Raw genomic sequence first — 20488 nt, 5'->3', positions numbered from 1 at the left:
TGTTTTTTGTGTGGATGTTACTGCTAACACCCTTTGCCCTGATTGGCCGATTTGCACCGCTATGGGTGCTTTGGGCCGTTTTGGTTAACTTCGCCCTAACGTTGTACTTTCAGCCTAACGGCCGCTTTTCCACGGAGGCTTATGGGCAGCTGTTGTGGGTTCAGTTTGCCACCAACGCGTTCTTTTTCCAGGAAGGCGATGCTGAATACTACGAGGCCGCCAGGTACGGCCAGTTTTGGGTGAATGAACAAGGCGAACCCTTGCTGGCGGCCTTGTATAACGACGATTTGAAGCAGCTGGGCCCACCCGAAAAAACAGACCTTTGATAGCGAAAATGCCCGAACGTGCTGGAAAATACGAAACCAGGCGTGTAGGGTGGTCGGCCAAATTTCGAAACTGGCCGATACATGTCTTTAAGCAGTGCAAGCACTACCGATAACCCCTGTTCTACCGCCTTTGACTCTTCCCCCGCTGTCTCCGCAGGTGCCCACCGCTTTGGTGATCCGGTTGTACTGGTTCTAACCATTGGCTTCATTCTGCTGTTCGTCGGCTGGTCGCTGACGGATGCCGACGGTCTTGCAGCCGTGATTGATCTAGGCTTCGCCTGGACCGCCAAGTATATGGGCACCTTTTTCCAGCTGTTGCTGTTGCTGACGTTCTTCATTGCGATGGGTGTGGCTGTTAGCCGGGCCGGTGCCGCCCGCCTGGGTGGCATGGACAAGCCTGAAATCAGCACCTTCCGCTGGCTATCGATGATTCTATGCACCCTGCTGGCGGGTGGCGGTGTGTTCTTTGCCGCCGGCGAGCCGGTGTATCACTTTGTGGTAACGCCACCGGCGTTTGACACCGAAGCCGGCACGGCACAGGCCGTTGCGCCGGCTATGGCTCAGGCGTTTATGCACTGGGGCTTCCTGGCCTGGAGCGTACTTGGGTCGTTAACCGCTATGGTTCTGGCTCACGCCCACTACGTTCAGGGCAAACCTTTACAGCCGCGTACTTTGCTGTATCCGGTGTTTGGCGAGCGCATTATGAGCAGCTGGTTAGGCGGTGTTGTTGACGCCATGTGTGTCATTGCGGTGGTTGCCGGTACCGTTGGCCCCATTGGCTTTTTGGCCACACAGATGAGTTTCGGCCTGCATGAGCTGTTCGGCATAGCAGACGAATTCAGCACCCAATTGATTATTCTTGGCCTGCTGGCCGTGGTTTACATGGCATCGGCTGTCAGTGGGATTCACCGTGGTATTCAGTTGCTGAGCCGGTTCAATGTCATTCTGGCACTGGTTATCGGCGCGGTGATCTTCGCGTTCGGCCCCACCCTGTTTCTAGTCAATACCTATGTTGCGTCTATGGGCGAGTATCTGACGTCGTTCTTCGCCATGGCCACTATGACCAGTGAAACGGCGCCGGAATGGTGGATGAAGTGGTGGACGGTATTCTTCTTCGCCTGGTTTATTGGCTACACCCCGCTGATGTCGATTTTTGTAGCGCGTATTTCCCGCGGTCGCACCATTCGCCAGACTATTCTGGCGGTGTCGGTTCTGGCGCCGATCGCCACTACCATCTGGTTTACCCTGCTGGGTGGTTCGGGTGTGTATTACCAGCTCACGGGTGTGTTCGATCTGACCGAAGCGCTGAACGCGTTCCGCTTTGATCAAGCCACACTGACCGTGGCCAAGAACTTGCCCGGCGGCGTAATGATGGCCGCAGCCGTGCTGCTGTTGACCACTATTTTCGTCGCCACCACCGGTGATTCCATGAGCTACGCCATCGCCACCGTAGGCGCTGGCCACGATGAACCCCACTACGCCATTCGCGCCTTCTGGGGCGGAGCCATGGCTATCATGGCGGCGATTCTGCTGTACATGGGTGCCGGCCAGATTGGTGTGTTGCAGCAGTTTATTGTGCTAACCGCAATTCCGGTGTCGCTGATTATTCTGCCGTCGCTGTGGACAGGCCCGCAGGCTGCGTTTGCCATGGCGCGAGCGCAGAAGCTGATATAGCAGGTGGGTGTTCCGTCTGGCGTTAAGCGCTATTTATAAAGAGCTATGGCCAGGCGGGGCGCACTCAGGCAGGTGGGCGCTGCATTCGGTAGCGTCTTTCCGGCCGGCCAATACTGCCATAGGTAACTTCGGCCACCAGGGTTCCGGTGCCGGTCATGTATTCCAGGTAGCGCCTGGCTGTGGTGCGTGATGCACCCATGGCGCCGCCTACTTCTTCTGCACTCCAAGGTTTACCATCCGCAATAACCTCACGAATCCGGTCCAGCGTAATCACATCGATGCCTTTGGGCAGTCGGTGATGGCTGTCGTGGCCATTTTCACCGCTGTTGCGCGGGAGCAGAGCATCTACTTCGTCCTGACCTAAATGCTTCAGCGCTGACAGGCGTTCAACATGGTCACAGAAGCGGTTAATGGCCTCTTCCAGGCGTTCGAATACCAAGGGTTTCAGGATGTAATCAAACACGCCACCGCGCAGGGCGGTCCGCAACGTTTCTACTTCTTTGGCGGCGGTAATCAGGATCACGTCGCTGCTGCTATTACTGGCGCGCAGTTCACGCAGCAAATCTAATCCGTTGCCGTCGGGGAAATACACGTCCAGCAGTATCAGGTCAGGCTTTAATACGTCCGCCTGCTCGCGGGCATCGGCCAGGGTGTGGGCAATGCCACAAAGTTCCACCTGTTCCAGCCGCTGGATAAAGCGGCGCTGGATTTCCGCAATCTGGCGGTCGTCTTCAGCTATCAGCAGTCGGATGGGGGTCAAGGCTGGCTCCTGCCGGTGGATGATTTCGGTAAGTATAAAGTAAAGCGGCTACCGCCAGCGGCACCCAGATTTTCCACGGTCACCGAACCACCCCAACTGTCCAGAAACTGGCGCACCAGATGCAACCCAAAACCGTGATGGGTACCCGTTTTGCTGGTAACACCTTTTTCAAATATTCGGTTCTGCACCTCCGGGACTATACCCGGGCCCTGGTCTTCCACCTCGAAAATCAGTTCCTGGCCAAGATCGGTCATCGACAGCTGTACCCGGCCATTGGCACCCGTATGAAGGCGGGTGGCTTCCAGGGCGTTATCAATCAGGTTGCCAAGTACGCTTACGAGCTGTTCCCGCGGTAAGTTGTGCGGTAAGTCGGTCATCTGGCTATCCGGGTCTATGTCCAGGTGCAGGCCCATTTCACGGGCACGGTTGTGTTTGCCCAGCAGACAACCGGCAATGATGGGGTCGGGCACAGCCTCCAGTAGCAAGTGAATCAATGCCTGATGGCTGCTGACTTCGCTGCCAATAAGCCCCAGAGCGTCGTTGTAGGCGCCTAGCTGTATCAGCCCGGCGATGGTGTGCAGTTTATTGGAGTATTCGTGGGTTTGGCTGCGCAGCGTGTCGGCGTATTGCTGGATGCGGGTGAGCTGCTGGCTGACTTGATCCAGCTCGTTACGCAAACGGAAGCTGGCCACTACGCCGATTATGTCGTCGCCTTGGCGCATGGGCAGCCGGTTGACCACCATTTGGCGGTTACGCAGCCACACTTCGCGGTCAAAATCTGGCGTACCGGTGGTCAGAACGGACATCAAACCGCTCTCTGGCAGTATCTCGTGAATTGGGCGCCCAGCCACTGGCATGTCGGGATCCAGCCCCAGGGTGACCAGAGCTGCACGATTCACTGTGGTAATAATGCCTTCGCGGTTAATGGCGATAATGCCTTCTCGCACCGATTGCAGCGTCGCGTTGCGTTCCTGGAACAGGCCGGCGATTTCCTCCGGTTCGAGGCCAAAAATAGCGCGCTTGAAACGGCTGGCAATCATTACCGCGGCCAGAATGCTGACCAGCAAAACGACGCCTAAAACTCCGTAAAGCACAAAATTGTAGCGCTGCACCGTGGCCTCTACCTGGCTTACGCTGTAGCCCACCGACACGATTCCAATGATAGCGCCGCTGTCGGGTTCAAACACCGGCGCTTTTCCACGCATGGATTCGCCCAGGTTGCCGAGCGCACGGGCGACATAGCCCTTGCCCTCCACCAGTGCACGGCGGCCATAATCACCTTCGTCGTCGGCCATGGAGCGTCCGATGCGCTCGGGGGAAGGGTGCGCGAGGCGAATAGCGTTGTGGTCGCCGATCACAATAAAGCGGGCTTCGTTAGTTCTGGTCAGAGTGCGGGCGAGAGCGTTGAGGTCGGCAATATTCCGTTGTTGAATACCAGGTGCGTCTTTGGGCAGCTTTATCAGCTACACCCTGGAAAAGTCGGTGATCGGCAAAAAAGGCCGCTTTGGCGAAGGTGACATTCGCGGTGTAGTGGCGCCGGAAGCGGGCAACAACGGTGCGGCATCGGGCGCTTTGGTACCCATGCTGACCTTAGGCGTGCCGGGCAGTGGCACCACAGCGGTGTTGCTGGCTATGCTGATTTCCCTGAATATCACGCCGGGGCCGTTAATGTTCACCCAGAACGCTGACATTGTGTGGGGGGTGATCGCTGCGCTGTTGATTGGCAACGTATTGCTACTGATACTGAACATTCCGATGATTGGCGTGTTTGTGCGGCTGCTGTCGGTGCCGCCGATGTACCTGCTGCCGATTGTGACCATGGTGGCGTTTGTGGGTATTTACTCCATCAGCCACAGCACCTTTGATCTGTATTTCATGATTGTGTTTGGAGTTGGCGGGTTTATTTTGCGCAAGCTGGAAATTCCCATGGTGCCCATTATTTTAGGCCTGCTGCTGGGGCCAGAAATGGAAAAGAACCTGGGGCACGCGTTGATATTGTCTGACGGAGACTGGTTGACACTCTGGTCTAGCCCTTTGGCTATTGGTTTGTGGCTGGTGGCGGGTTTGGGCCTGGTGTTGCCTACGCTGGTTGGGCCAGTTCTGCGCCGGCGTATGCGCAACGCTAATAAGGAGGGCCCGGTGAGCGATTAAACGCTCCGCTGAGCCGCCATAGCGGATAGATTACGCACGTTGCACCGGGTTTTGCCCGGTGTTTTTTATTGAAAAACCGTTACACTCAAACAAATTTGTTCCTACCGCTCAGGATGTTATGTCAGATCTTTCCCTAATTCAGTACGGTTTGATTGCGCTGATTTTCATTTGGAGCGGTTTTGTGCGCTCCGGGCTGGGCTTCGGTGGGGCTGTATTGTCGTTACCGTTTCTGCTGTTGGTGCAAGACGAACCGCTGGTTTTTTTGCCGATCATAGCCGTTCACCTGCTGGTGTTTTCATCACTTACTATTTGGATGAACAACCGCCGCAGTCTCCGTCAAACTCAAAGTCAAAGTAACAGCGAAAAAGGTGATAAAAGCGGCCAGACATTAACCGGCTTCGGGCCGGATGCCGCCGTAATAGCGCTGGAAAATACGGTAGAAAGCACGGTGGATTGGCCGTACCTGTGGCGTATGCTCCGCATTATGATAGTACCTAAACTGATTGGCGTGTTTGGGCTGTTTACGCTGCCAGCGAATGTGCTTAGTTCCATCATATTTGTGATTGTTGCGATTTATTCGGTCTCTTATATCCTCAACCGGCCGTTTCGCAGCAACAGTAAAGCCGTGGATGTGGGCTTGCTGATGGCCGGTGGTTACATCAGTGGCACGTCGCTGATTGGCGCACCATTGATTATTGCAGTGGCGGCCCAGCATCTGCCCCGGGAAAAGCTGCGCGACACCTTGTTTGGTCTCTGGTTTATTCTGGTGCTGATCAAATTGGCTGCGTTTATCTGGGTTGGGCTGGACTTGCAGCTGATTCACCATCTGTGGCTGTTGCCTTGTGCCGCTATCGGCCATGTAATAGGTCTACGTTTTCACGACCGTATTTTGAAAGCCGAAACGCCGGTGTTTTTCCGCCTGCTGGGAATTGTGCTGTTAATCGTCAGCAGTGTGGGCATGGTCAGCGTGCTGCTATAGAAGATTCATGTTGGAAAATTTAAGCGCCGCGTCGCTGTAAATGTTTAAAGGATGGTTATGACGGTTCTGAATCTGGCGTTGTTGTCGGTGTTTTTGCCCACCTTTTTTGTGGTGTCTATCACACCCGGCATGTGTATGACCCTGGCGTTGTCGCTGGGCATTACGGTGGGTGTGCGCCGGGCGCTATGGATGATGGCCGGCGAACTGCTGGGCGTTGGTGTTGTGGCCATTGCGTCGGCTGTGGGCGTGGCTACGTTTATGCTGGGTTACCCCACGGTGTTTGAAGTTGCCAAGTACGCGGGCGGTGCCTATTTGATATGGCTGGGCGTACAGATGTGGCGTTCCCGGGGCAAAATGGCGATGCCGGGAGAAGGCGCGATATTGCCCAGCAGCACTCGCTGGCAGTTGGCCATGCAGGGTTTTATAACCGCCATTGCCAATCCCAAAGGCTGGGCGTTTCTGGTGGTATTGCTGCCGCCGTTTATAGACAGCTCGCTGCCAATGGCGCCGCAGCTTACGGCGCTGATACTGATTATTTTGAGCATGGAATTTTTGTGCTTGCTACTCTATGCCAATGGCGGGCGCACCTTGCGTAGGGCGCTGCGCAGTGGCGATAAAGTAAGGCTGGCCAATCGAATTTCGGGCAGTCTGATGATACTTGTGGGTGTTTGGTTGGCTTTGGGCTGAACGGACCGTTAACCGGCAGGGTTTTGGGAAAATGCGTTAAAGCGCGGCGTAACGGCGGTGCAGAATACCCACTTTTTTTACGTAAGCCCGGGTTTCGGCGTAGGGTGGAATGCCATTGTGGCGGCTGACGGCGCCAGGGCCAGCGTTATAAGCCGCGGTGGCCAGCTTGGTGTCGCCACGGAAGCGAGCTAGCATTTGCGCCAGATAGTGTGCGCCACCGCGAATATTATCTGCGGCAATCATGGCGTTAACCACCCCCAGTTCGTTCGCAGTGGCGGGCATTAGCTGCATCAGGCCCTGCGCACCTTTGGGCGACAGTGCCCTGGGATTGAATGCCGATTCGGCGTGAATAACGGCGCGAACCAGGGCGGGATCTACATCGAACTCTTTGGCAGCCGTCGCAATCTGTTCATGGTAGCGGGATGCAAACAGCGGCGTGGTATCCCAATTCACCGTAGACGAAGGGTCGCAGGCGAAGCAGTAAAAGCGAATCACCGAAAACTTGGTGTTCGCCGGGCGTTCGCCGCTGTAGGACACCACGCCGTATTTGTCTTGATAACGGTACACCGTGGCTGCGCCATCAGACGCCAGCGGGCTGTCGCTTTTCACATTGGAGAACTCCACGCTGCCATCGCTGTGCACAATGCGCTTAATGGCGTCGCCATGGGTGGCGCCGCTGGCAAATACCAGAAAAAGTGCGAGAAGCGGAGAGCAAAACGTGTGGGCGTATTTCATAGCTATAAAGTATATCGCTTCAACATGGGTTATTCCTCAAGTGTAATACCGATTCAGCCCTTCAATCTCTGAACCCGTCAGCATTCTGAAGTTGCCCTCGGCCAAATCGCTGTTTAATTGCAAGTGGCCAATCTGTTCTCGGTGTAGCGCAATGACCCGATTGCCTACGGCGTGGAACATGCGCTTCACCTGGTGATAGCGGCCTTCATAAATAGTCAGCCTTGCCAGTGTTGGTGCCAGCAATTCAAGCGTTGCGGGAGCTGTGGTGAGCTGCTCGTATTCGAACCAGATACCCTCAGCAAAGCGCTGCGGCGTATCGGGCCCAATCGGGTAGGCGGTTGTTACCCGATAAACCTTAGCAATGCCCATGCCGGGCAGCGTTAATTGCCGTGACCAGGTGCCGTTGTTGGTCAGTATCATCAGGCCGGTAGTGGCGCGATCCAGCCGGCCGGCAATGTGCAGGCCGTGGCTCGAAGCGGGAGGTAACAATTGTAGAACCGTAGGGTGCGTATCATCTTCGGTCGCGCTAAGATAACCTGCGGGTTTGTGCAGCATAATGTAATGGGCACAATGGCCCTGCTGTGCGGTTTTACCGTTGACCCTGACCACCGCAAATTCGTCCACATCGGTGTCTGCCACACGGCAAATCAGGTCGTTAACGTGCACCTGGCCGGTGGCAATCAGCCAATTCGCTTTTTTGCGGCTTATATCGGGTTGGTTGCTGACAATACGGGAAAGTTTCATAGCGCTCATGGTATAGACTGTAACAACCGGCCTGAAGCCGGACATCTGACATCATACGAGGAAATTACATGGCATTCTCTGCAGAACACCTGGCCGAGCTGAATCTTTTAACTCAGTTCGATTCGTCGTCCGCCCAGGAGGGTATCAAAGTACATCGCAATGAGGCCGCCCCGGAGCTGGTTTCGGCGGCAGAGCGCTTGTTCAATAAAGGACTGATTACCCGCGACGACGGCGGCTACCTGACCGCATTGGGTAGCGAAGCGATCGAGCAGGCACAAATGCTGCTTGCGATACTGAGCAGTAAATAGTCCGTTAATCCCTGATTTCTCTGATTATAAAACCCTGTACTTCGGGCTGCGCTACGGGCGCAGAACCCGGGGTTTTTTTATTGCCTGCTGCACAGTGGAGAGTCCCAGTGCCCGAACAGACCAAAGGCGTGTGGTACGGCATATGCGCCTACACTATCTGGGGCTCATTCCCGCTATTTTTTGCGCTGTTCCAGGACGTACCGGCCCTTGAGATTCTGGTGCACCGGATTATCTGGTCCTGTATTTTTTTGGCCATCGTCATTTCCGGATTAAGGCGTTGGCAGCCGGTGAAAGACGCTTTTGCCAACCCGCGACAACTCTGGCGTGTGTTGGGCTGCGCGTTGCTTATAGCGCTTAACTGGGGCGTGTACATCTACGCCGTTGAAACCCACCACGTGTTGCAGGCCAGCCTGGGTTATTTTCTGACGCCGCTGGTGAATGTCGCCTTGGGCATGGTGATATTGCGCGAAAAAATGGGGCGCTGGCAGATGGCAGCGGTCGCTATCGCAGGCGTCGGCATCGCGCTCCAGCTGCTGATGCTGGGCGAGCTACCCTGGATTAGCCTGGTATTGGCATTCAGTTTTGGCGTATATGGGCTTCTGCGCAAGCAGATCCAGCTAGACGGTTTATCCGGTTTATTCGTGGAAACTCTCCTGCTGCTGCCTTTGGGCTTAATGACCTTTGGCTGGCTGACCACATCGGGCGCTTCGAACTTTACCCGGGATTTGCCCACCGGCAGCCTGTTGATGGCCAGCGGCGTGTTAACGGCCATTCCCCTGTTGTTGTTCGCCGGCGCCGCGCGACGCCTGAGGTTGGCCACGGTGGGCTTTCTGATGTACATAAACCCGACGCTGCAGTTCGTGATCGCCCTGTTGGTTTTCAACGAGCCTCTGAGCCCTATTCAGTTAACAAGTTTTATGGTGATCTGGTTGGCGCTGATTGTGTACAGTATTTCCTCGTGGCAGGGCAGGGTACGAAGGGCAGCATGAGCCTGCACGCGATTCACCGATGGTAGCGCCCTGAGGAACATCCGATGACATACTGGCTGGTTGCAAATCCTGAGGCTGGTGACGGCAAACGTGGCCGTGAATACTGGTTGAACATGCTTCAGAGCGCGGGGATCCACAACCCGGAATGCTGTGACCTGGGCGATCAGCGCTGGATGAAGCGGGTTCAGCCTGACGACGTGGTGATGGTGGCCGGTGGCGATGGTTCGGTTAATCGCGGTGCCGAATTGTGCCTTGAAAAACAGGCCACGCTGGCGGTATTGCCGTCCGGAACGGCTAACGACTTTGCCCGTAATCTGGGCCTGCCTGATGACTCCAAACAGCTGTGTCAGTTGATTGTCCGAGGCACGACTTTACAAGTGGACGTCGCTGAATACGGAAATAAACTGTTTTTGAACGTTGCACACATTGGCCTTGGTAGCGTGTCGGCTACAGAATCTCGGGGGCCGGTTAAGAAGTTCTTGGGGCGATTCAGTTATGGTATCGAGTTGCTACGACGGCTTGGTACCAAACGTGGTTTTCACGCTTCTGTGCGCTGTGGCGGGGGAGTTGTTCAGGGGCGCTGGCTTTCTATCGCAGTCGGCAGCGGTGCGTTTTTTGGCGGTGGTAACGAGATGCCTGAAACCGCCGCCGATTATGGCCTTTTGCACGTTATTCTGGTGAAACCAAGACCGATTCCGCAGTTGCTGATGACGTTTTTTATGGTTCGCCTTACCGGAAAAACATCAAACCGAACCAGCACGATTGTCCATTTGCAAGGTCGTGACTGCCATATTGAAACCCGCACATCGCGGGTTTTTACCGCCGATGGCGATGAGGCTGGTGAAACGCCGGTCAGTTTTGAATGCCGCGCGGGGTGTTTGCGCGTAATAGGGACGAGCATTGTCAGCACCGGGGAGTAGCCTTTTCGTTATCGTTACATAAAAAAAGCCCGCGAAGTTTCGCGCTTCGCGGGCTTTTTTACGCTGTTTTGATAAGACTACATCTTCGGGCCCTTGCCCCTCACGGCATTAGCAATCAGGGAGACCACCAGCAGTACAATGAATACGAAAAATAATATTTGTGCAAAACCTGCGGCTGTACCGGCTATACCGCCAAAACCGAGCACACCCGCCACAATGGCGATCACAAGACATACGAGAGCCCAATAAAGCATCTTACTTCTCCTTCCTTTGAATCCGCTTTAAATATCGCACAACATCTGATTTTTCTCAAATTGCAAAAGTGTAAGATAACGACAATGTACGGTTAAGATAATGTTTAATATGGATTTTACATATTTATTGAATGCTTATTAACGATTTATAATTCGTCTAATAAAGTGATTTTTATTTTTGAAACCCTTAATTTTTTTAAGTTAATCTTTAGCTGTTTGTTGTCATGAGCTCGTATTCTCAGCTATGTTTAAGTGATGCGGTACTAGAAAAAGTGTTTTAAGCCGCGCTACTCTAGTGTGTGAAATGTGGAGGATAAAATGGAAGACCCAAAAACAGTTGTAAAACATGAGCCCCGTAAAAGCCTGATCATTTTGTTTATCATGGGTGTTGTCAGTATCGTGCTTGGCACCATTATCCTGCTGGGTCCGGGAAGTGGCCCGTCAGGTATGGGTGGTGGTGCGAGCTGGGTGATGATTATGGTGGGTGTAATCGCGATTGTTTTTTATCTGTTTGGACGAAAATCGAGACGCCCATAGTGCGCTTTAGTCGCACTTGGGCCTCGGTCCGGGCAAGGTGTTGTTCGAAGAGGCGAACAATATTTGGAGAAGATCTGATCATGGCTTTCGTCAGAACCGACACCTTGATGAGCTGGAAGAACAAATGGCCAGAGTTCCCTTACTGGGTAAGGCCCCAGAAATTCGCAATGTGACGGGTCGAGGAAATGCCGACTTCCAGCATAAATTTTCCTTCTTCCCCGAGACCCTCGTCCCCTCCAGCCATGATCGGCGTGCCGTGGGCCATTCCCCCAATGATGTATTTCTCTATCACCTCCCGCCCGTCAGCATTGCACCATACCTGGCGGGGAAAACCGTCGACCTCTTCCTCACGTGTCGGTGATCCTTCAACCTTGTGGATCTTCTGCCACTGCCGGACGATGGAGTCTGCGTTGGCGTTGTCGACGGTCAAATCGCTACCGCCATGCCAGACCGAGATCGTTGGCCAGGGGCCCTCAAATGTGGAGGCTCCGCGCACAAGCGCGTCGAGCTTACTATCCGAAGGGCCACCATATCCCCTCATTCGAACGAGCGCCTCCATCAGGGTGACAGCGCTGCGGTAGGGTAGTCCGGCGATAATCGCGCCCCCGGCGAACACCTCTGGATAGGTCGCCAGCATCACAGCTGCCATAGCGCCACCGGAGGACATCCCCGTGATGAAAACGCGGGACGGATCAATGGGGTGATCATCAACGACTTGCTTGATCATATGACGAATAGAAAGTGGTTCGCCGCCGCCGCGGTGGCTGTCGCCAAACTTGAACCAATTGAAGCTTTTAATGGCGTTGTTGGTTTTTCTTTGCTCCGGAAACAGGAGTGCTATCCCGCATTCGTCGGCGAGAGCAGACCAGCCTGATCCGCTATCATAGCTTTCCGCTGACTGAGTGCTGCCGTGTAGTACCACGACGAGCGGCCCGTTCTTCGGAAAGTTCTTTGGAATATAGGTGTATGATTGTAACGATCCGGGGTCAGTTCCGAATTCGTCTAAAGTAGTCAAACGCTCGTGGCTATCTGTAGATTTCGACATGTTGCATCTTCCGCCTGTTTAGTGTCACAAATAATATTGCCGCCACAAGCGAGATGCCTGACGGCTGGGAAACGACGATTGTTTACCTCAGCGTTTTTATAACACCCCTGGCTCTTGAGAAGCCGCTGCAGCCACCAGATAACCATTCCCCCTATTGATCAGGGCGCGGGACTGTCTTTGAAGGCGGCGCCCGCAAAATTCCCAAAAAACCCAATGATGAGTAATCAAAACACGTTAAATAAAGCGCTTGCGAACTTTGATTGGCTGCCTGTTTGAAGACATTCGGATGATCGAAGAGAGCGCGATATAAATGCTGTATTTCGCTGAAACACAAAATGGCAGAGCCATTGATTTTTAGCAACGGTTATGGAGTTGCGTTTAATTCATAATATATTAATGCTTAATCTCTATCATCGTTCAAAACCCGTCAATCGGCCGTTCACTTCCCTCATCACCAAACCCTCCTGCATCATTGCGGGAACGTCATTTGGCATGTGCCATGGCCTTTGCTAAGTTAAAAAGTGTGACGCAGTTCACTGAATCAGTGAATTCGAACATTGATCGCGTCTTCCTGGAGCAGCGTCCGCAGTGCATCTTCGCCTCGGGCGCTCACTGGAGTGACGTCATACAGGAGTACGACAATGAGTAAACCTATTATTCGCGCAATGGGTGTCTCCCTGCTGGCAGGTGGCATGGCTATGAGTCTTTCAGCGTTTGCGGCAGAGGGGCTGTACACCATGGACGAACTGAAGGATGCAGATGTTTTTGACAGCACTGGCGAAGAGATCGGTGAGGTTGAAGACATCCTGATGAGCAACGATATGTCGGTACACTCGCTGGTTATCCAGACGGGTGAGATACTGGGCCTCGGGGGCAATGAGGTCGTTGCGGAACGCGGCACCTTTACCGTCGTGACGGAGTCCGGCAATGCAGACTTCGGCGGCGTGGAGTACGAAGTCCACATGGAAATGACTCAGGACGAGTTGAAAAAACTGCCAGAATACAACGAGGATTGGTGGAACCAGACCAGCCAAAGCTTGCAACAGGCCTGGGAAAACACTAGGGAAGTTAGTGAGAGCGCCTGGGAGAACACAAAACAGGCTTCTTCTTCAGCCTGGTATAATGTCAAGCAAGGCGTAGAAGAGATGGGTGACGAGGTCGAGCAAGCGACTGAGTAAGCCCGCTCCCCTCAAGAAGCGCCCCGCAGGGCGCTTCCAGCATCCCCCCCTACTTCCTCCAACCTTCCCGCATTCAAGGTAAGCGCCCACGAGCGTGTCCGTTCCCTTAAATCCGTTATATCTGACGTCAGCCAATGGTTGCCAACAATGCGGTAAATTCCTTGGCAGCCACAGGCCGGCTGAAATAATAACCTTGTCCTTCGGTGCAGTGTTTAGATTGCAGAAAGTCGAGTTGTTGTTTCGTTTCTATTCCCTCGGCCACAACGCGATGCTTCAGACTCCCGCCCATCGCAATGACGGCGCTGATGATGGCATTTTCTGTATCGCGTGAAGCGTCATCCAGATCATGTACAAATGACTGGTCAATTTTAAGCGTGTCCAGGGGAAAACGCGCCAGATAGCTCAGGCTGGAATAACCGGTGCCAAAATCATCAATAGCAATCCGCACGCCGAGTTTCTTGAGCGCGTCCAAGACCGCCAATACCTGCTCTGTGTCCTCCATAAGTCCGCTTTCCGTAATTTCCAGTTCCAGGTGACGCGGGTCCAGACCCGTTTCATTGAGTACGGAAATGACACCAGAGAAAAAATCCTGGCTATGGAACTCCCTGGCCGAGACGTTGACCGCTATCTGACCAATATCGAATCCGGCCTGCAACCATGCCTGAGTCTGCCGACAGGCTTCATGAAGAACCCATCTGCCGATCGGAAGAATCAGGCCGCAATCCTCAGCAATGCTGATGAAGTGCACCGGGTAAACGAGCTGGTTATCTGGTTCCCGAATGCGGATAAGCGCCTCGACGCCGGTCACTGATCCGGTTTTAAGGTTCACCTTTGGCTGGTAATGCAACACAAACGCGCTCTGTTCCAGTGCTCGATGCAGTTTCTGCTCCATAGATTGCCGCGCTAGCGCACGGACTTCCATTTCCTGAATGAATATCCGATAGGTATTGCGCCCTTTTTCCTTGGCTTGATACATAGCTGCGTCGGCTTTTCTTGCGACTGTTTCGAGATCCTCACCGTTGTCGGGGTAGAGACTGATGCCGATGCTGAAAGTAACGTTGAGCTGGCTACCACTGACGAGATGCGGCAGACCCATGGCTTCGATTATCTTCTCTGCCGTGACGACAGCGTCACGCGCATCTGCAACTTCGTTCAGCAGCACCACAAACTCGTCTCCTCCCTGACGACAAACCGTATCGGAATGGCGAACGCAGGCTTGCAGACGTTTTGCAATCGACTTCAATAATTCATCACCAACCGCATGACCGAGCGAATCGTTGATGTGTTTAAAATTGTCCAGATCCATATACATCAGGGCAATCTTCGTGCCGTGACGCTTCGCGAATTCAATCGATTGCGCCATACGGTCGTTCAACAGCGAACGGTTCGGCAAACCGGTCAGGTAATCGCGACCGACCATATAAGCCATCTGCTCTTTGGCCAGTTCGGCGGACTCTGCCATGGTTTGGGCGTGAATTGACGCGATGATCAGGCGCTCGTTCGCTTCCTTCAACAGCGCCTGGGCAGCCTCCGCACGACTAGGAACGGTCGGTTCTGTCCCGGTGTTTTGATCTTTGCATCCCTTCTTACTCATCCCGCCTTACCTCACTCAACGCTTTTGGTTGTTTTTTTCCGCGTCGGCTGCCCGCCGAGGATTCCCTCAAAGTCGGACACCGGGTCACCGATGACCATACCTTTATCCGTAATATCGAATCGTCTGATTTCGTTGCTGTGGGAACTGGCACGCACTTTGACGACCGCCATGACGCGCTGTAAGCAGCTCTCAACCTCGATGTAGCGCTGTACGATGATCGCATCGGTGAGAAAGGCGGCTCCGTAGGGGCTGAAGCGCAGATCGGTATAGCGGTCCTCGAGTTCCGACGTCATAAGCACAGTCACGCCGAGGCCGGAGAGTACCGCGATCATGCGAAACAGCGACTCGCGGAAATCCTCGCGGAACGTGGGTGCCACCGCCAGCTCGAACCCGGACAGCGAGTCGATGACCACCCTGGTTGCTTTCATCTCCTTAATAAGGTTAGTCAGGCGCTGTACGATCTCGTCGACCGACAGATCCAGGGCCCGGACATTAATCAAGCCGATCTGTCGGCCTTGAATCATTTCGTCGAGCGTACGGATCCAGGACTGGCCAGGCGTTTGTTCAAACGCGACAATCACGCCAGTTTCGCCCAGGCGCGCGCCTTCGGCCAGGAAGGCAGTGGCAAGGATGGTCTTGCCCGACCCGGTCGGCCCCGCAATCAGCAGCGAATGGCCCGACGGCAAGCCGCCGCCCAGCATGTCATCGAGGCGCGGCACGCCCATGGCAACCCGCTTTTTACTGAGTAATGCCTCTGAGGCCTCTCCCACATCCTCAGGGTCTTTGTGAACGATGGTCGCCGGAAAGACATTGACCCCATCACTGGAAATGCGGAATGCATGCTTTCCTGGCAGGGTCGCCTGGCCGCGCATTTTTATCACTTGCAGCTTGCGCACCATCGAATTCCGTTCGACAGATTGTTCCAGTGACAGCAGACCGTCAGCCACCGTCAAGATCTGATGGGAGCCGCTGTCCGACACAAAGTCTCCAATCAGGAAGGTGGTGGCTTGCCAGCCGGTCAGTTGAAGCCCGAGTAGTTGTAGGAATCGTTGCAGGTTGTTCGCATCTTCGGGTTGGTGTTCCGCCTCCCGTAAAACCGAGCGAAACGAATCGACAAAGACCAACGCTGGAGAAAATGCCACGATCTCCTGGGTGATACGCGCCAGTACCTGATCAAAATCGCCCGTTGCGGCCTCGTCGCTCAAATTAATGAAGTGAATTGACTCATTGATCTTATCGGAGTCGAAAAAGGTGAACTGCTGCTGATAACGCAGCATCTTTAACGGCGGTTCGCCAAACGCCGTGAAGAATAGCGCAGGCCGCTCAGGCGTTGCCAAGGCGAACATGATCTGGTGGCACAGCGTCGTCTTGCCCGCACCTGGATTCCCACTAATGAGGTTGAAGGAATATTCAGGTATGCCACCGCCCAGGACATCATCAAGCCCCTGCACACCGGTTTTGAGAGGATGTATGGTCACCTTTTTGCTCATGATGTTGTGTCTTGCTCAGGTGTGGTCTCGTGCTTATTAGAAGATGGTGCCAGAGACGCACTGAGAGAACCCAGCAAGGTCTTGACTAAGGAATCACCAATCAAGGTTGCCAGTAGTTCGGTGAAGCCTACCAGCAGGGCTGAACTTGCCTCTACAGCTTCATTCGTATCGCGGCCCGCCAGACGCGCACTAAGACTTGCGAGCAGATCGCCGGTATCTCCGTGATTCTCTGCCATTGTAAGCCACGGGAAGGTTCTACTCGTCAGGTGCAGCGAGCGTTTGAAGAGGACGTTTACACCCACTTCGCCGATCACCGGTGTCAGTATGACGTTCACCAGGAGCAATGTTTGGATGGTGGTTTTGTCCACCGCACCCGCATCGAGGGCACCTTCGGCTTGATGCTCCATAGCTCTGTGCAAGGCATACGGACATGATTGTTTGTTGCTTGTTGCCATAGAACGAATCCTTTATACCGTCATCGCCTATGCGGCTCGTTAAGCGCTGTTTACCATCGTAGACGTTTCATCAATGCGACCAGCTTTACTTTTAAATGAGGAAGTTGCAATGGAACGCATTTTCTTAACAAAATGGCAACGCCTACGTGTCGTCATGAAATACGCAGACGGGACATCGTCCCTGGCGCGCTGGGGCTAAAGGCAAAAGTTGCGGTTTCAGCGATTACCCCAGACGCGCCTGGAGAGTTATTCCCGGTCCCAGTAACGTAAGGCCGCACAGCTTTCGATGAACTTTGTGCAGGCTTTTTCAGCCTTGTCTGCATCCAGCTTTATACACCCGTCATCCAGCCGGGTGCCGAAACCGGCGCTGCTTATCAGCTGTTCACCATTGTCGTCAAAGCCGATGAACTTACAGTGGGCGAGGGCATCGCTGATAAAATCGCGAACCGGGGGTTTACCTGCCAGCTCGTCAATTCCGTCGGCGCCTGGCAATAAAGCAATAGCATCGAACAGCACCGATGGCCCACCATCGATTTTTTCATTGGCTGCAATCTTGCGCCCGTTACTGTCTGTTACGCCGCCAATAGTGGGTGCAATCACGGCCAGTACGGCGTTTTGGCTTTCTACGGCTGCTTTTAACGCGTCGAACGTTTCGGCGTTGGTGCCTTCGCTGACAAATACGCCCAGTTTTCGACCGCCAAAGCTGTTTGGGCCATTCTTGAGTATGCTCAACGCATCGGAGACCGGTAAGTCTTTGCGGGGTTTCATCGCCGGCTCAGCAGCTTTCGGCAGGGTATCCAGCCCCAAGCCCTCCGCAACCTTTTCAGCCAGTGACTCATCTACGTTCAGCAGGTGCGCAATCATTCGCAGGCGAATGTCTTCGCGTTCAACTTTGCTGAGTTCAAACACGAAGGCCGCGACTATGTGTTTCTGCTCTACGTCGGTCTGGCTGGTGTAAAACTGAAAGGCCTGGCTGTAGTGGTCTGCAAAGGTGGGAGAGCGTTCACGAACTTTTGTGCCTTCTATTTCCTCAGGGTAGCTGTGGAAACCTTCGGCCGGATTTTCCCGCGGCCCCGGGCTGTCCTCCCAGCTGTTGGGCTCGTAATTAGCGCGGCCCGTGGGATTGGTCATCGCCATGTGGCCATCCTGCTGGAAATGATGCATGGGGCACTTGGGGGCGTTGATGGGAATGTGGGTAAAGTTCGGGCCACCTAAACGTTTGGTCTGGGTGTCCAGGTAAGAAAAGTTGCGGCCCTGCAGCAGCGGATCGTTCGAGTGATCGATACCCCGCACAATATTCTGGGTGCAGAACGCGACCTGTTCGGTTTCCGCAAAAAAGTTATCGACAACCCGGTTGAGCACCATTTTACCCAGCGGCGTAATCGGCACCTGTTCTTCAGGGATAAGTTTGGTGGCATCCAGAATATCGAATTCAAATTCCTCCGCGAAGGCGTCATCGAATATCTGAACCCCCAGCTCCCATTCTGGATAATCACCACGCTGAATGGCGTCCCACATGTCGCGGCGGTGGAAATCGGGATCCGCCCCGTTTATTTTCAGAGCTTCGTTCCACACCACCGATTGCATGCCACGCTTTGGCTTCCAGTGAAACTTCACAAACTTCGAGTCGCCTTCGGCGTTTACGAAGTGAAAGCTGTGCACGCCAAAACCTTCCATAAAGCGGGGCGAGCGCGGTATGGCGCGGTCAGACATGGTCCACATCAGCGTGTGCGTGCTTTCTGGCATTAAACTGACAAAGTCCCAGAAATTATCGTGTGCTGACTGAGCCTGAGGAAAACCGCGGTCTGGCGCTTCTTTTACCGCGTGCACCAGATCGGGGAATTTCATGGCATCCTGAATAAAGAACACCGGCATGTTGTTGCCCACCAGGTCCCAGTTGCCCTTTTGGGTGTAAAATTTTACGGCGAAGCCGCGTACATCACGGGGTAAGTCTGCCGACCCCTTGTTACCGGCTACTGTGGAAAAGCGGGTAAATACCGGTGTCTGTTCACCGGGGCGCTGGAACAGGTCGGCGGCGGTCAGTTCTGACTGATTGCTGTAGTTTTCGAAGTAGCCATGAAAGCCAACCCCGCGGGCGTGAACAACGCGCTCGGGAATGCGCTCGTGGTCGAAGTGGAAGATCTTTTCACGCATTACGTGGTCTTCCAATAACCCCGGCCCGCGAGCGCCGGCGCGCAGTGAGTTCTGGTCATCGGCGACGGGCGCGCCTTGCTGGGTGGTCATGGTCGGATGCGTGGCATTTGCATGCTGATGCAATTCGCCACCCTGGCCAGGTGTATGTTGCGATGGTTTTTTGGGCTTAGACATAAGCGGGCTTCTCCCTCTATAAAGTTCTTGCTATAAAGTTCTTGCTATAAAGTCCTTGATATAAAGTTCTTGCTGTGCGGTTCCCACAATTGGTTGTTTGAGACCGCCCCTGATTAACGGCGATCTAATACATACTAGTGCGCCGATCAGCCTTTGGTGGGTGTTATGACCAATCTTTAAGATTGCCGTTATCGCGCGCTTGAAGCCTGGTTTTCTGACTGCTAATTATAAATAAGTGCTGCGTTCGTAGGGGCGATGCTGAAGCAGCATCCGAGCTGCAAAACAGGGAGATTCGTAATGCCTTATTCAGAAAAGTCAGATTTACCGAATAATGTCAGTATCAATTTGCCAGGCCACGCATCGTTTTAGTGTCAACATCCACATCCGGCCCGTCGACGTCGTATTCCGGCATATTGCCATTTGTCGCTGCAAGTTGCGTCTTCGTAACCCAGCATCAGGTACTTAAGTACCAGCCAGAAATCAAAGCTGAATTAAACGCTGAATGTAAAATTATTCCGGGAAGCAACGAGTTGTAGCGTTCACGAAAGTATCCGAATACCAGCCCGGGGAAGAACGCGAGCCAGGCGAACAGATTGGCGTTGTACACCAAGTGCGATAGCGTAAAGAGTAAAGAAGTGATTAAGTTGGCAGGCGACAGCCGGGCCGGATATTGCACTCCAGCAGTGTTCCTGCCGAGGTAATTCTGAACCACACCGCGAAAAACGATCTCCTCACACAGAGGCGCAACGAATATAAAAAAGGCCACAACTAAAAAACCGGTCTTAAATGTGACATATACACCAGCAAGCGCCCCCGCCACGAAACTTATGCTGCAGCCAGCAATTAAAGCTAACAGGAACTGGCGATCACTGAATAAGCGTTCGGGACGTGTGAATCCCCATGAATACCTCAGTGCAGTCGCGTCAGGCATCGTTTCAGGTCCTTTTAAAATGCGATAAAGCTGATGTCCGCGCCCCACAGCCACCGGGGGATCGGCTGACGCGAGCGTAACGCATAATTATTCAGTTACATTAAATACCAGCAACTCTTTTTTAATTCAACGCTCATAATAAGTCTGTACGCTAATCCACATTCGCCCCATCTCCTGTCAGATTCAATATTATATGTACCCTATGAATACGTATTTACTGCTTTACGCTTACTTTATATCGTAATAAATATGTACAGGTTTTAGCGGTCTTCTGGTTGCGTAGTTAGGGTTGGCTTCAACAAGCCCGTTGAACCTGAACTGGGGGAAGTGATTTACGAATCTGGACAGGTTGTTGAGTTTGTTTACTTTCCAATCATTTGTGTCCGGAATATTGACCAAATTT

General features: G+C 53.7%; 20 protein-coding genes and 1 pseudogene. 10 read left to right on the top strand and 11 right to left on the bottom strand.

What is annotated here, in order from left to right; genetic code table 11:
• Positions 1-14: 14 nt before the first annotated feature.
• Together ATI45_RS22665 and ATI45_RS10175 are read left to right on the top strand one after the other, a co-directional pair.
• Complete coding sequence (locus tag ATI45_RS22665) at positions 15-326, top strand: GDYXXLXY domain-containing protein (protein WP_323807667.1); 312 nt, start codon at positions 15-17, stop codon at positions 324-326.
• A gap of 81 nt (positions 327-407) precedes the next feature.
• A complete protein-coding gene (locus ATI45_RS10175) occupies positions 408-2000 on the top strand; it encodes a BCCT family transporter (RefSeq protein WP_098419402.1) in 1593 nt (530 codons plus the stop codon).
• Positions 2001-2064: 64 nt separating this feature from the next.
• Here the strand turns inward: ATI45_RS10175 and ATI45_RS10170 are convergent, their stop codons facing one another.
• Complete coding sequence (locus tag ATI45_RS10170; protein WP_098419401.1) at positions 2065-2760, bottom strand: response regulator; 696 nt, start codon at positions 2758-2760, stop codon at positions 2065-2067.
• Positions 2757-4196: pseudogene (locus ATI45_RS10165) on the bottom strand (ATP-binding protein); the annotation flags it as partial. The pseudogene ATI45_RS10165 and the gene ATI45_RS10170, both read right to left, overlap by 4 nt.
• A gap of 10 nt (positions 4197-4206) precedes the next feature.
• Between ATI45_RS10165 and ATI45_RS10160 the strand changes: the two are divergent.
• The 3 genes from ATI45_RS10160 to ATI45_RS10150 all read left to right on the top strand — a co-directional run bounded on the left by ATI45_RS10160 (position 4207) and on the right by ATI45_RS10150 (position 6577).
• Positions 4207-4911 (top strand): tripartite tricarboxylate transporter permease, encoded by a 705-nt coding sequence (locus ATI45_RS10160; protein ID WP_228735962.1) that lies wholly within the window; start codon positions 4207-4209, stop codon positions 4909-4911.
• A gap of 118 nt (positions 4912-5029) precedes the next feature.
• On the top strand, positions 5030-5890 hold the full coding sequence (locus ATI45_RS10155) for a sulfite exporter TauE/SafE family protein (RefSeq protein ID WP_098421713.1): 861 nt from the start codon (positions 5030-5032) through the stop codon (positions 5888-5890).
• Positions 5891-5947: 57 nt separating this feature from the next.
• Positions 5948-6577 carry a LysE family translocator gene (locus ATI45_RS10150; RefSeq protein WP_098419400.1) on the top strand — a complete coding sequence of 210 codons (630 nt, stop codon included), beginning with the start codon at positions 5948-5950 and terminating at the stop codon, positions 6575-6577.
• 36 nt (positions 6578-6613) lie between these two features.
• On the opposite strand, the gene ATI45_RS10145 is transcribed toward ATI45_RS10150, so the two are convergent.
• Together ATI45_RS10145 and ATI45_RS10140 are read right to left on the bottom strand one after the other, a co-directional pair.
• On the bottom strand, positions 6614-7312 hold the full coding sequence (locus ATI45_RS10145) for a lytic transglycosylase domain-containing protein (protein ID WP_098419399.1): 699 nt from the start codon (positions 7310-7312) through the stop codon (positions 6614-6616).
• Between the two features lie 36 nt (positions 7313-7348).
• Positions 7349-8056, bottom strand: a complete 708-nt coding sequence (locus ATI45_RS10140) for a pseudouridine synthase (protein ID WP_098419398.1) — start codon at positions 8054-8056, stop codon at positions 7349-7351.
• Positions 8057-8124: 68 nt separating this feature from the next.
• Between ATI45_RS10140 and ATI45_RS10135 the strand changes: the two genes are divergently transcribed.
• The 3 genes from ATI45_RS10135 to ATI45_RS10125 all read left to right on the top strand — a co-directional run bounded on the left by ATI45_RS10135 (position 8125) and on the right by ATI45_RS10125 (position 10273).
• Positions 8125-8364, top strand: a complete 240-nt coding sequence (locus ATI45_RS10135; protein ID WP_098419397.1) for a TIGR02647 family protein — start codon at positions 8125-8127, stop codon at positions 8362-8364.
• 107 nt (positions 8365-8471) lie between these two features.
• Positions 8472-9353 carry an EamA family transporter RarD gene (rarD, locus tag ATI45_RS10130; RefSeq protein ID WP_098419396.1) on the top strand — a complete coding sequence of 294 codons (882 nt, stop codon included), beginning with the start codon at positions 8472-8474 and terminating at the stop codon, positions 9351-9353.
• Positions 9354-9397: 44 nt separating this feature from the next.
• Positions 9398-10273 carry a diacylglycerol/lipid kinase family protein gene (locus ATI45_RS10125; RefSeq protein ID WP_098419395.1) on the top strand — a complete coding sequence of 292 codons (876 nt, stop codon included), beginning with the start codon at positions 9398-9400 and terminating at the stop codon, positions 10271-10273.
• A 77-nt stretch (positions 10274-10350) separates the two neighbouring features.
• Here the strand turns inward: ATI45_RS10125 and ATI45_RS10120 are convergent, their stop codons facing one another.
• Complete coding sequence (locus ATI45_RS10120) at positions 10351-10527, bottom strand: DUF1328 domain-containing protein (RefSeq protein ID WP_098419394.1); 177 nt, start codon at positions 10525-10527, stop codon at positions 10351-10353.
• 318 nt (positions 10528-10845) lie between these two features.
• On the opposite strand from ATI45_RS10120, the gene ATI45_RS10115 reads away from it, so the two are divergent.
• Positions 10846-11064: a hypothetical protein gene (locus tag ATI45_RS10115; RefSeq protein WP_098419393.1), complete on the top strand. Its 219-nt coding sequence runs from the start codon at positions 10846-10848 to the stop codon at positions 11062-11064.
• Between the two features lie 139 nt (positions 11065-11203).
• Here ATI45_RS10115 and ATI45_RS10110 read toward each other — a convergent pair whose 3' ends face one another.
• Entirely contained in the window at positions 11204-12109 is a 906-nt protein-coding gene (locus ATI45_RS10110) for an alpha/beta hydrolase family esterase (protein WP_098419392.1), read from the bottom strand.
• 641 nt (positions 12110-12750) lie between these two features.
• On the opposite strand from ATI45_RS10110, the gene ATI45_RS10105 reads away from it, so the two are divergent.
• The gene (locus ATI45_RS10105) at positions 12751-13287 is read left to right on the top strand and encodes a PRC-barrel domain-containing protein (RefSeq protein ID WP_098419391.1); all 537 of its coding nucleotides are present in this window, start codon (positions 12751-12753) and stop codon (positions 13285-13287) included.
• 127 nt (positions 13288-13414) lie between these two features.
• Here ATI45_RS10105 and ATI45_RS10100 read toward each other — a convergent pair whose 3' ends face one another.
• The 5 genes from ATI45_RS10100 to mrtJ all read right to left on the bottom strand — a co-directional run bounded on the left by ATI45_RS10100 (position 13415) and on the right by mrtJ (position 20085).
• On the bottom strand, positions 13415-14881 hold the full coding sequence (locus tag ATI45_RS10100) for a putative bifunctional diguanylate cyclase/phosphodiesterase (protein WP_098419390.1): 1467 nt from the start codon (positions 14879-14881) through the stop codon (positions 13415-13417).
• A gap of 11 nt (positions 14882-14892) precedes the next feature.
• Positions 14893-16371 carry an ATPase domain-containing protein gene (locus ATI45_RS10095; RefSeq protein WP_098419389.1) on the bottom strand — a complete coding sequence of 493 codons (1479 nt, stop codon included), beginning with the start codon at positions 16369-16371 and terminating at the stop codon, positions 14893-14895.
• Positions 16368-16826 carry a hypothetical protein gene (locus tag ATI45_RS10090; protein ID WP_143751151.1) on the bottom strand — a complete coding sequence of 153 codons (459 nt, stop codon included), beginning with the start codon at positions 16824-16826 and terminating at the stop codon, positions 16368-16370. Before ATI45_RS10090 ends, ATI45_RS10095 begins: the two co-directional genes overlap by 4 nt.
• A gap of 246 nt (positions 16827-17072) precedes the next feature.
• Positions 17073-19154, bottom strand: a complete 2082-nt coding sequence (locus tag ATI45_RS10085; protein ID WP_098419387.1) for a catalase — start codon at positions 19152-19154, stop codon at positions 17073-17075.
• Between the two features lie 454 nt (positions 19155-19608).
• Positions 19609-20085, bottom strand: a complete 477-nt coding sequence (mrtJ, locus tag ATI45_RS10080) for a JDVT-CTERM system glutamic-type intramembrane protease MrtJ (protein ID WP_098419386.1) — start codon at positions 20083-20085, stop codon at positions 19609-19611.
• Between the last annotated feature and the right edge of the window lie 403 nt (positions 20086-20488).

Source organism: Marinobacter sp. LV10MA510-1, from assembly GCF_002563885.1.
In the GTDB taxonomy this organism is placed as follows: domain Bacteria; phylum Pseudomonadota; class Gammaproteobacteria; order Pseudomonadales; family Oleiphilaceae; genus Marinobacter.
The sequence above is the reverse complement of the archived record's forward strand: the minus strand, read 5'-3'. Positions and strand labels throughout refer to the sequence as shown.

Coding starts and splice junctions, on each gene's coding strand:
- ATI45_RS22665 (WP_323807667.1), top strand. CDS start 15: ATGTTACTGCTAACACCCTTTGCCCTGATTGGCCGATTTGCACCGCTA.
- ATI45_RS10175 (WP_098419402.1), top strand. CDS start 408: ATGTCTTTAAGCAGTGCAAGCACTACCGATAACCCCTGTTCTACCGCC.
- ATI45_RS10155 (WP_098421713.1), top strand. CDS start 5,030: ATGTCAGATCTTTCCCTAATTCAGTACGGTTTGATTGCGCTGATTTTC.
- ATI45_RS10150 (WP_098419400.1), top strand. CDS start 5,948: ATGACGGTTCTGAATCTGGCGTTGTTGTCGGTGTTTTTGCCCACCTTT.
- ATI45_RS10145 (WP_098419399.1), bottom strand. CDS start 7,312: ATGAAATACGCCCACACGTTTTGCTCTCCGCTTCTCGCACTTTTTCTG.
- ATI45_RS10140 (WP_098419398.1), bottom strand. CDS start 8,056: ATGAAACTTTCCCGTATTGTCAGCAACCAACCCGATATAAGCCGCAAA.
- ATI45_RS10135 (WP_098419397.1), top strand. CDS start 8,125: ATGGCATTCTCTGCAGAACACCTGGCCGAGCTGAATCTTTTAACTCAG.
- ATI45_RS10125 (WP_098419395.1), top strand. CDS start 9,398: ATGACATACTGGCTGGTTGCAAATCCTGAGGCTGGTGACGGCAAACGT.
- ATI45_RS10120 (WP_098419394.1), bottom strand. CDS start 10,527: ATGCTTTATTGGGCTCTCGTATGTCTTGTGATCGCCATTGTGGCGGGT.
- ATI45_RS10115 (WP_098419393.1), top strand. CDS start 10,846: ATGGAAGACCCAAAAACAGTTGTAAAACATGAGCCCCGTAAAAGCCTG.
- ATI45_RS10110 (WP_098419392.1), bottom strand. CDS start 12,109: ATGTCGAAATCTACAGATAGCCACGAGCGTTTGACTACTTTAGACGAA.
- ATI45_RS10105 (WP_098419391.1), top strand. CDS start 12,751: ATGAGTAAACCTATTATTCGCGCAATGGGTGTCTCCCTGCTGGCAGGT.
- ATI45_RS10100 (WP_098419390.1), bottom strand. CDS start 14,881: ATGAGTAAGAAGGGATGCAAAGATCAAAACACCGGGACAGAACCGACC.
- ATI45_RS10095 (WP_098419389.1), bottom strand. CDS start 16,371: ATGAGCAAAAAGGTGACCATACATCCTCTCAAAACCGGTGTGCAGGGG.
- ATI45_RS10090 (WP_143751151.1), bottom strand. CDS start 16,826: ATGGCAACAAGCAACAAACAATCATGTCCGTATGCCTTGCACAGAGCT.
- ATI45_RS10085 (WP_098419387.1), bottom strand. CDS start 19,154: ATGTCTAAGCCCAAAAAACCATCGCAACATACACCTGGCCAGGGTGGC.
- mrtJ (WP_098419386.1), bottom strand. CDS start 20,085: ATGCCTGACGCGACTGCACTGAGGTATTCATGGGGATTCACACGTCCC.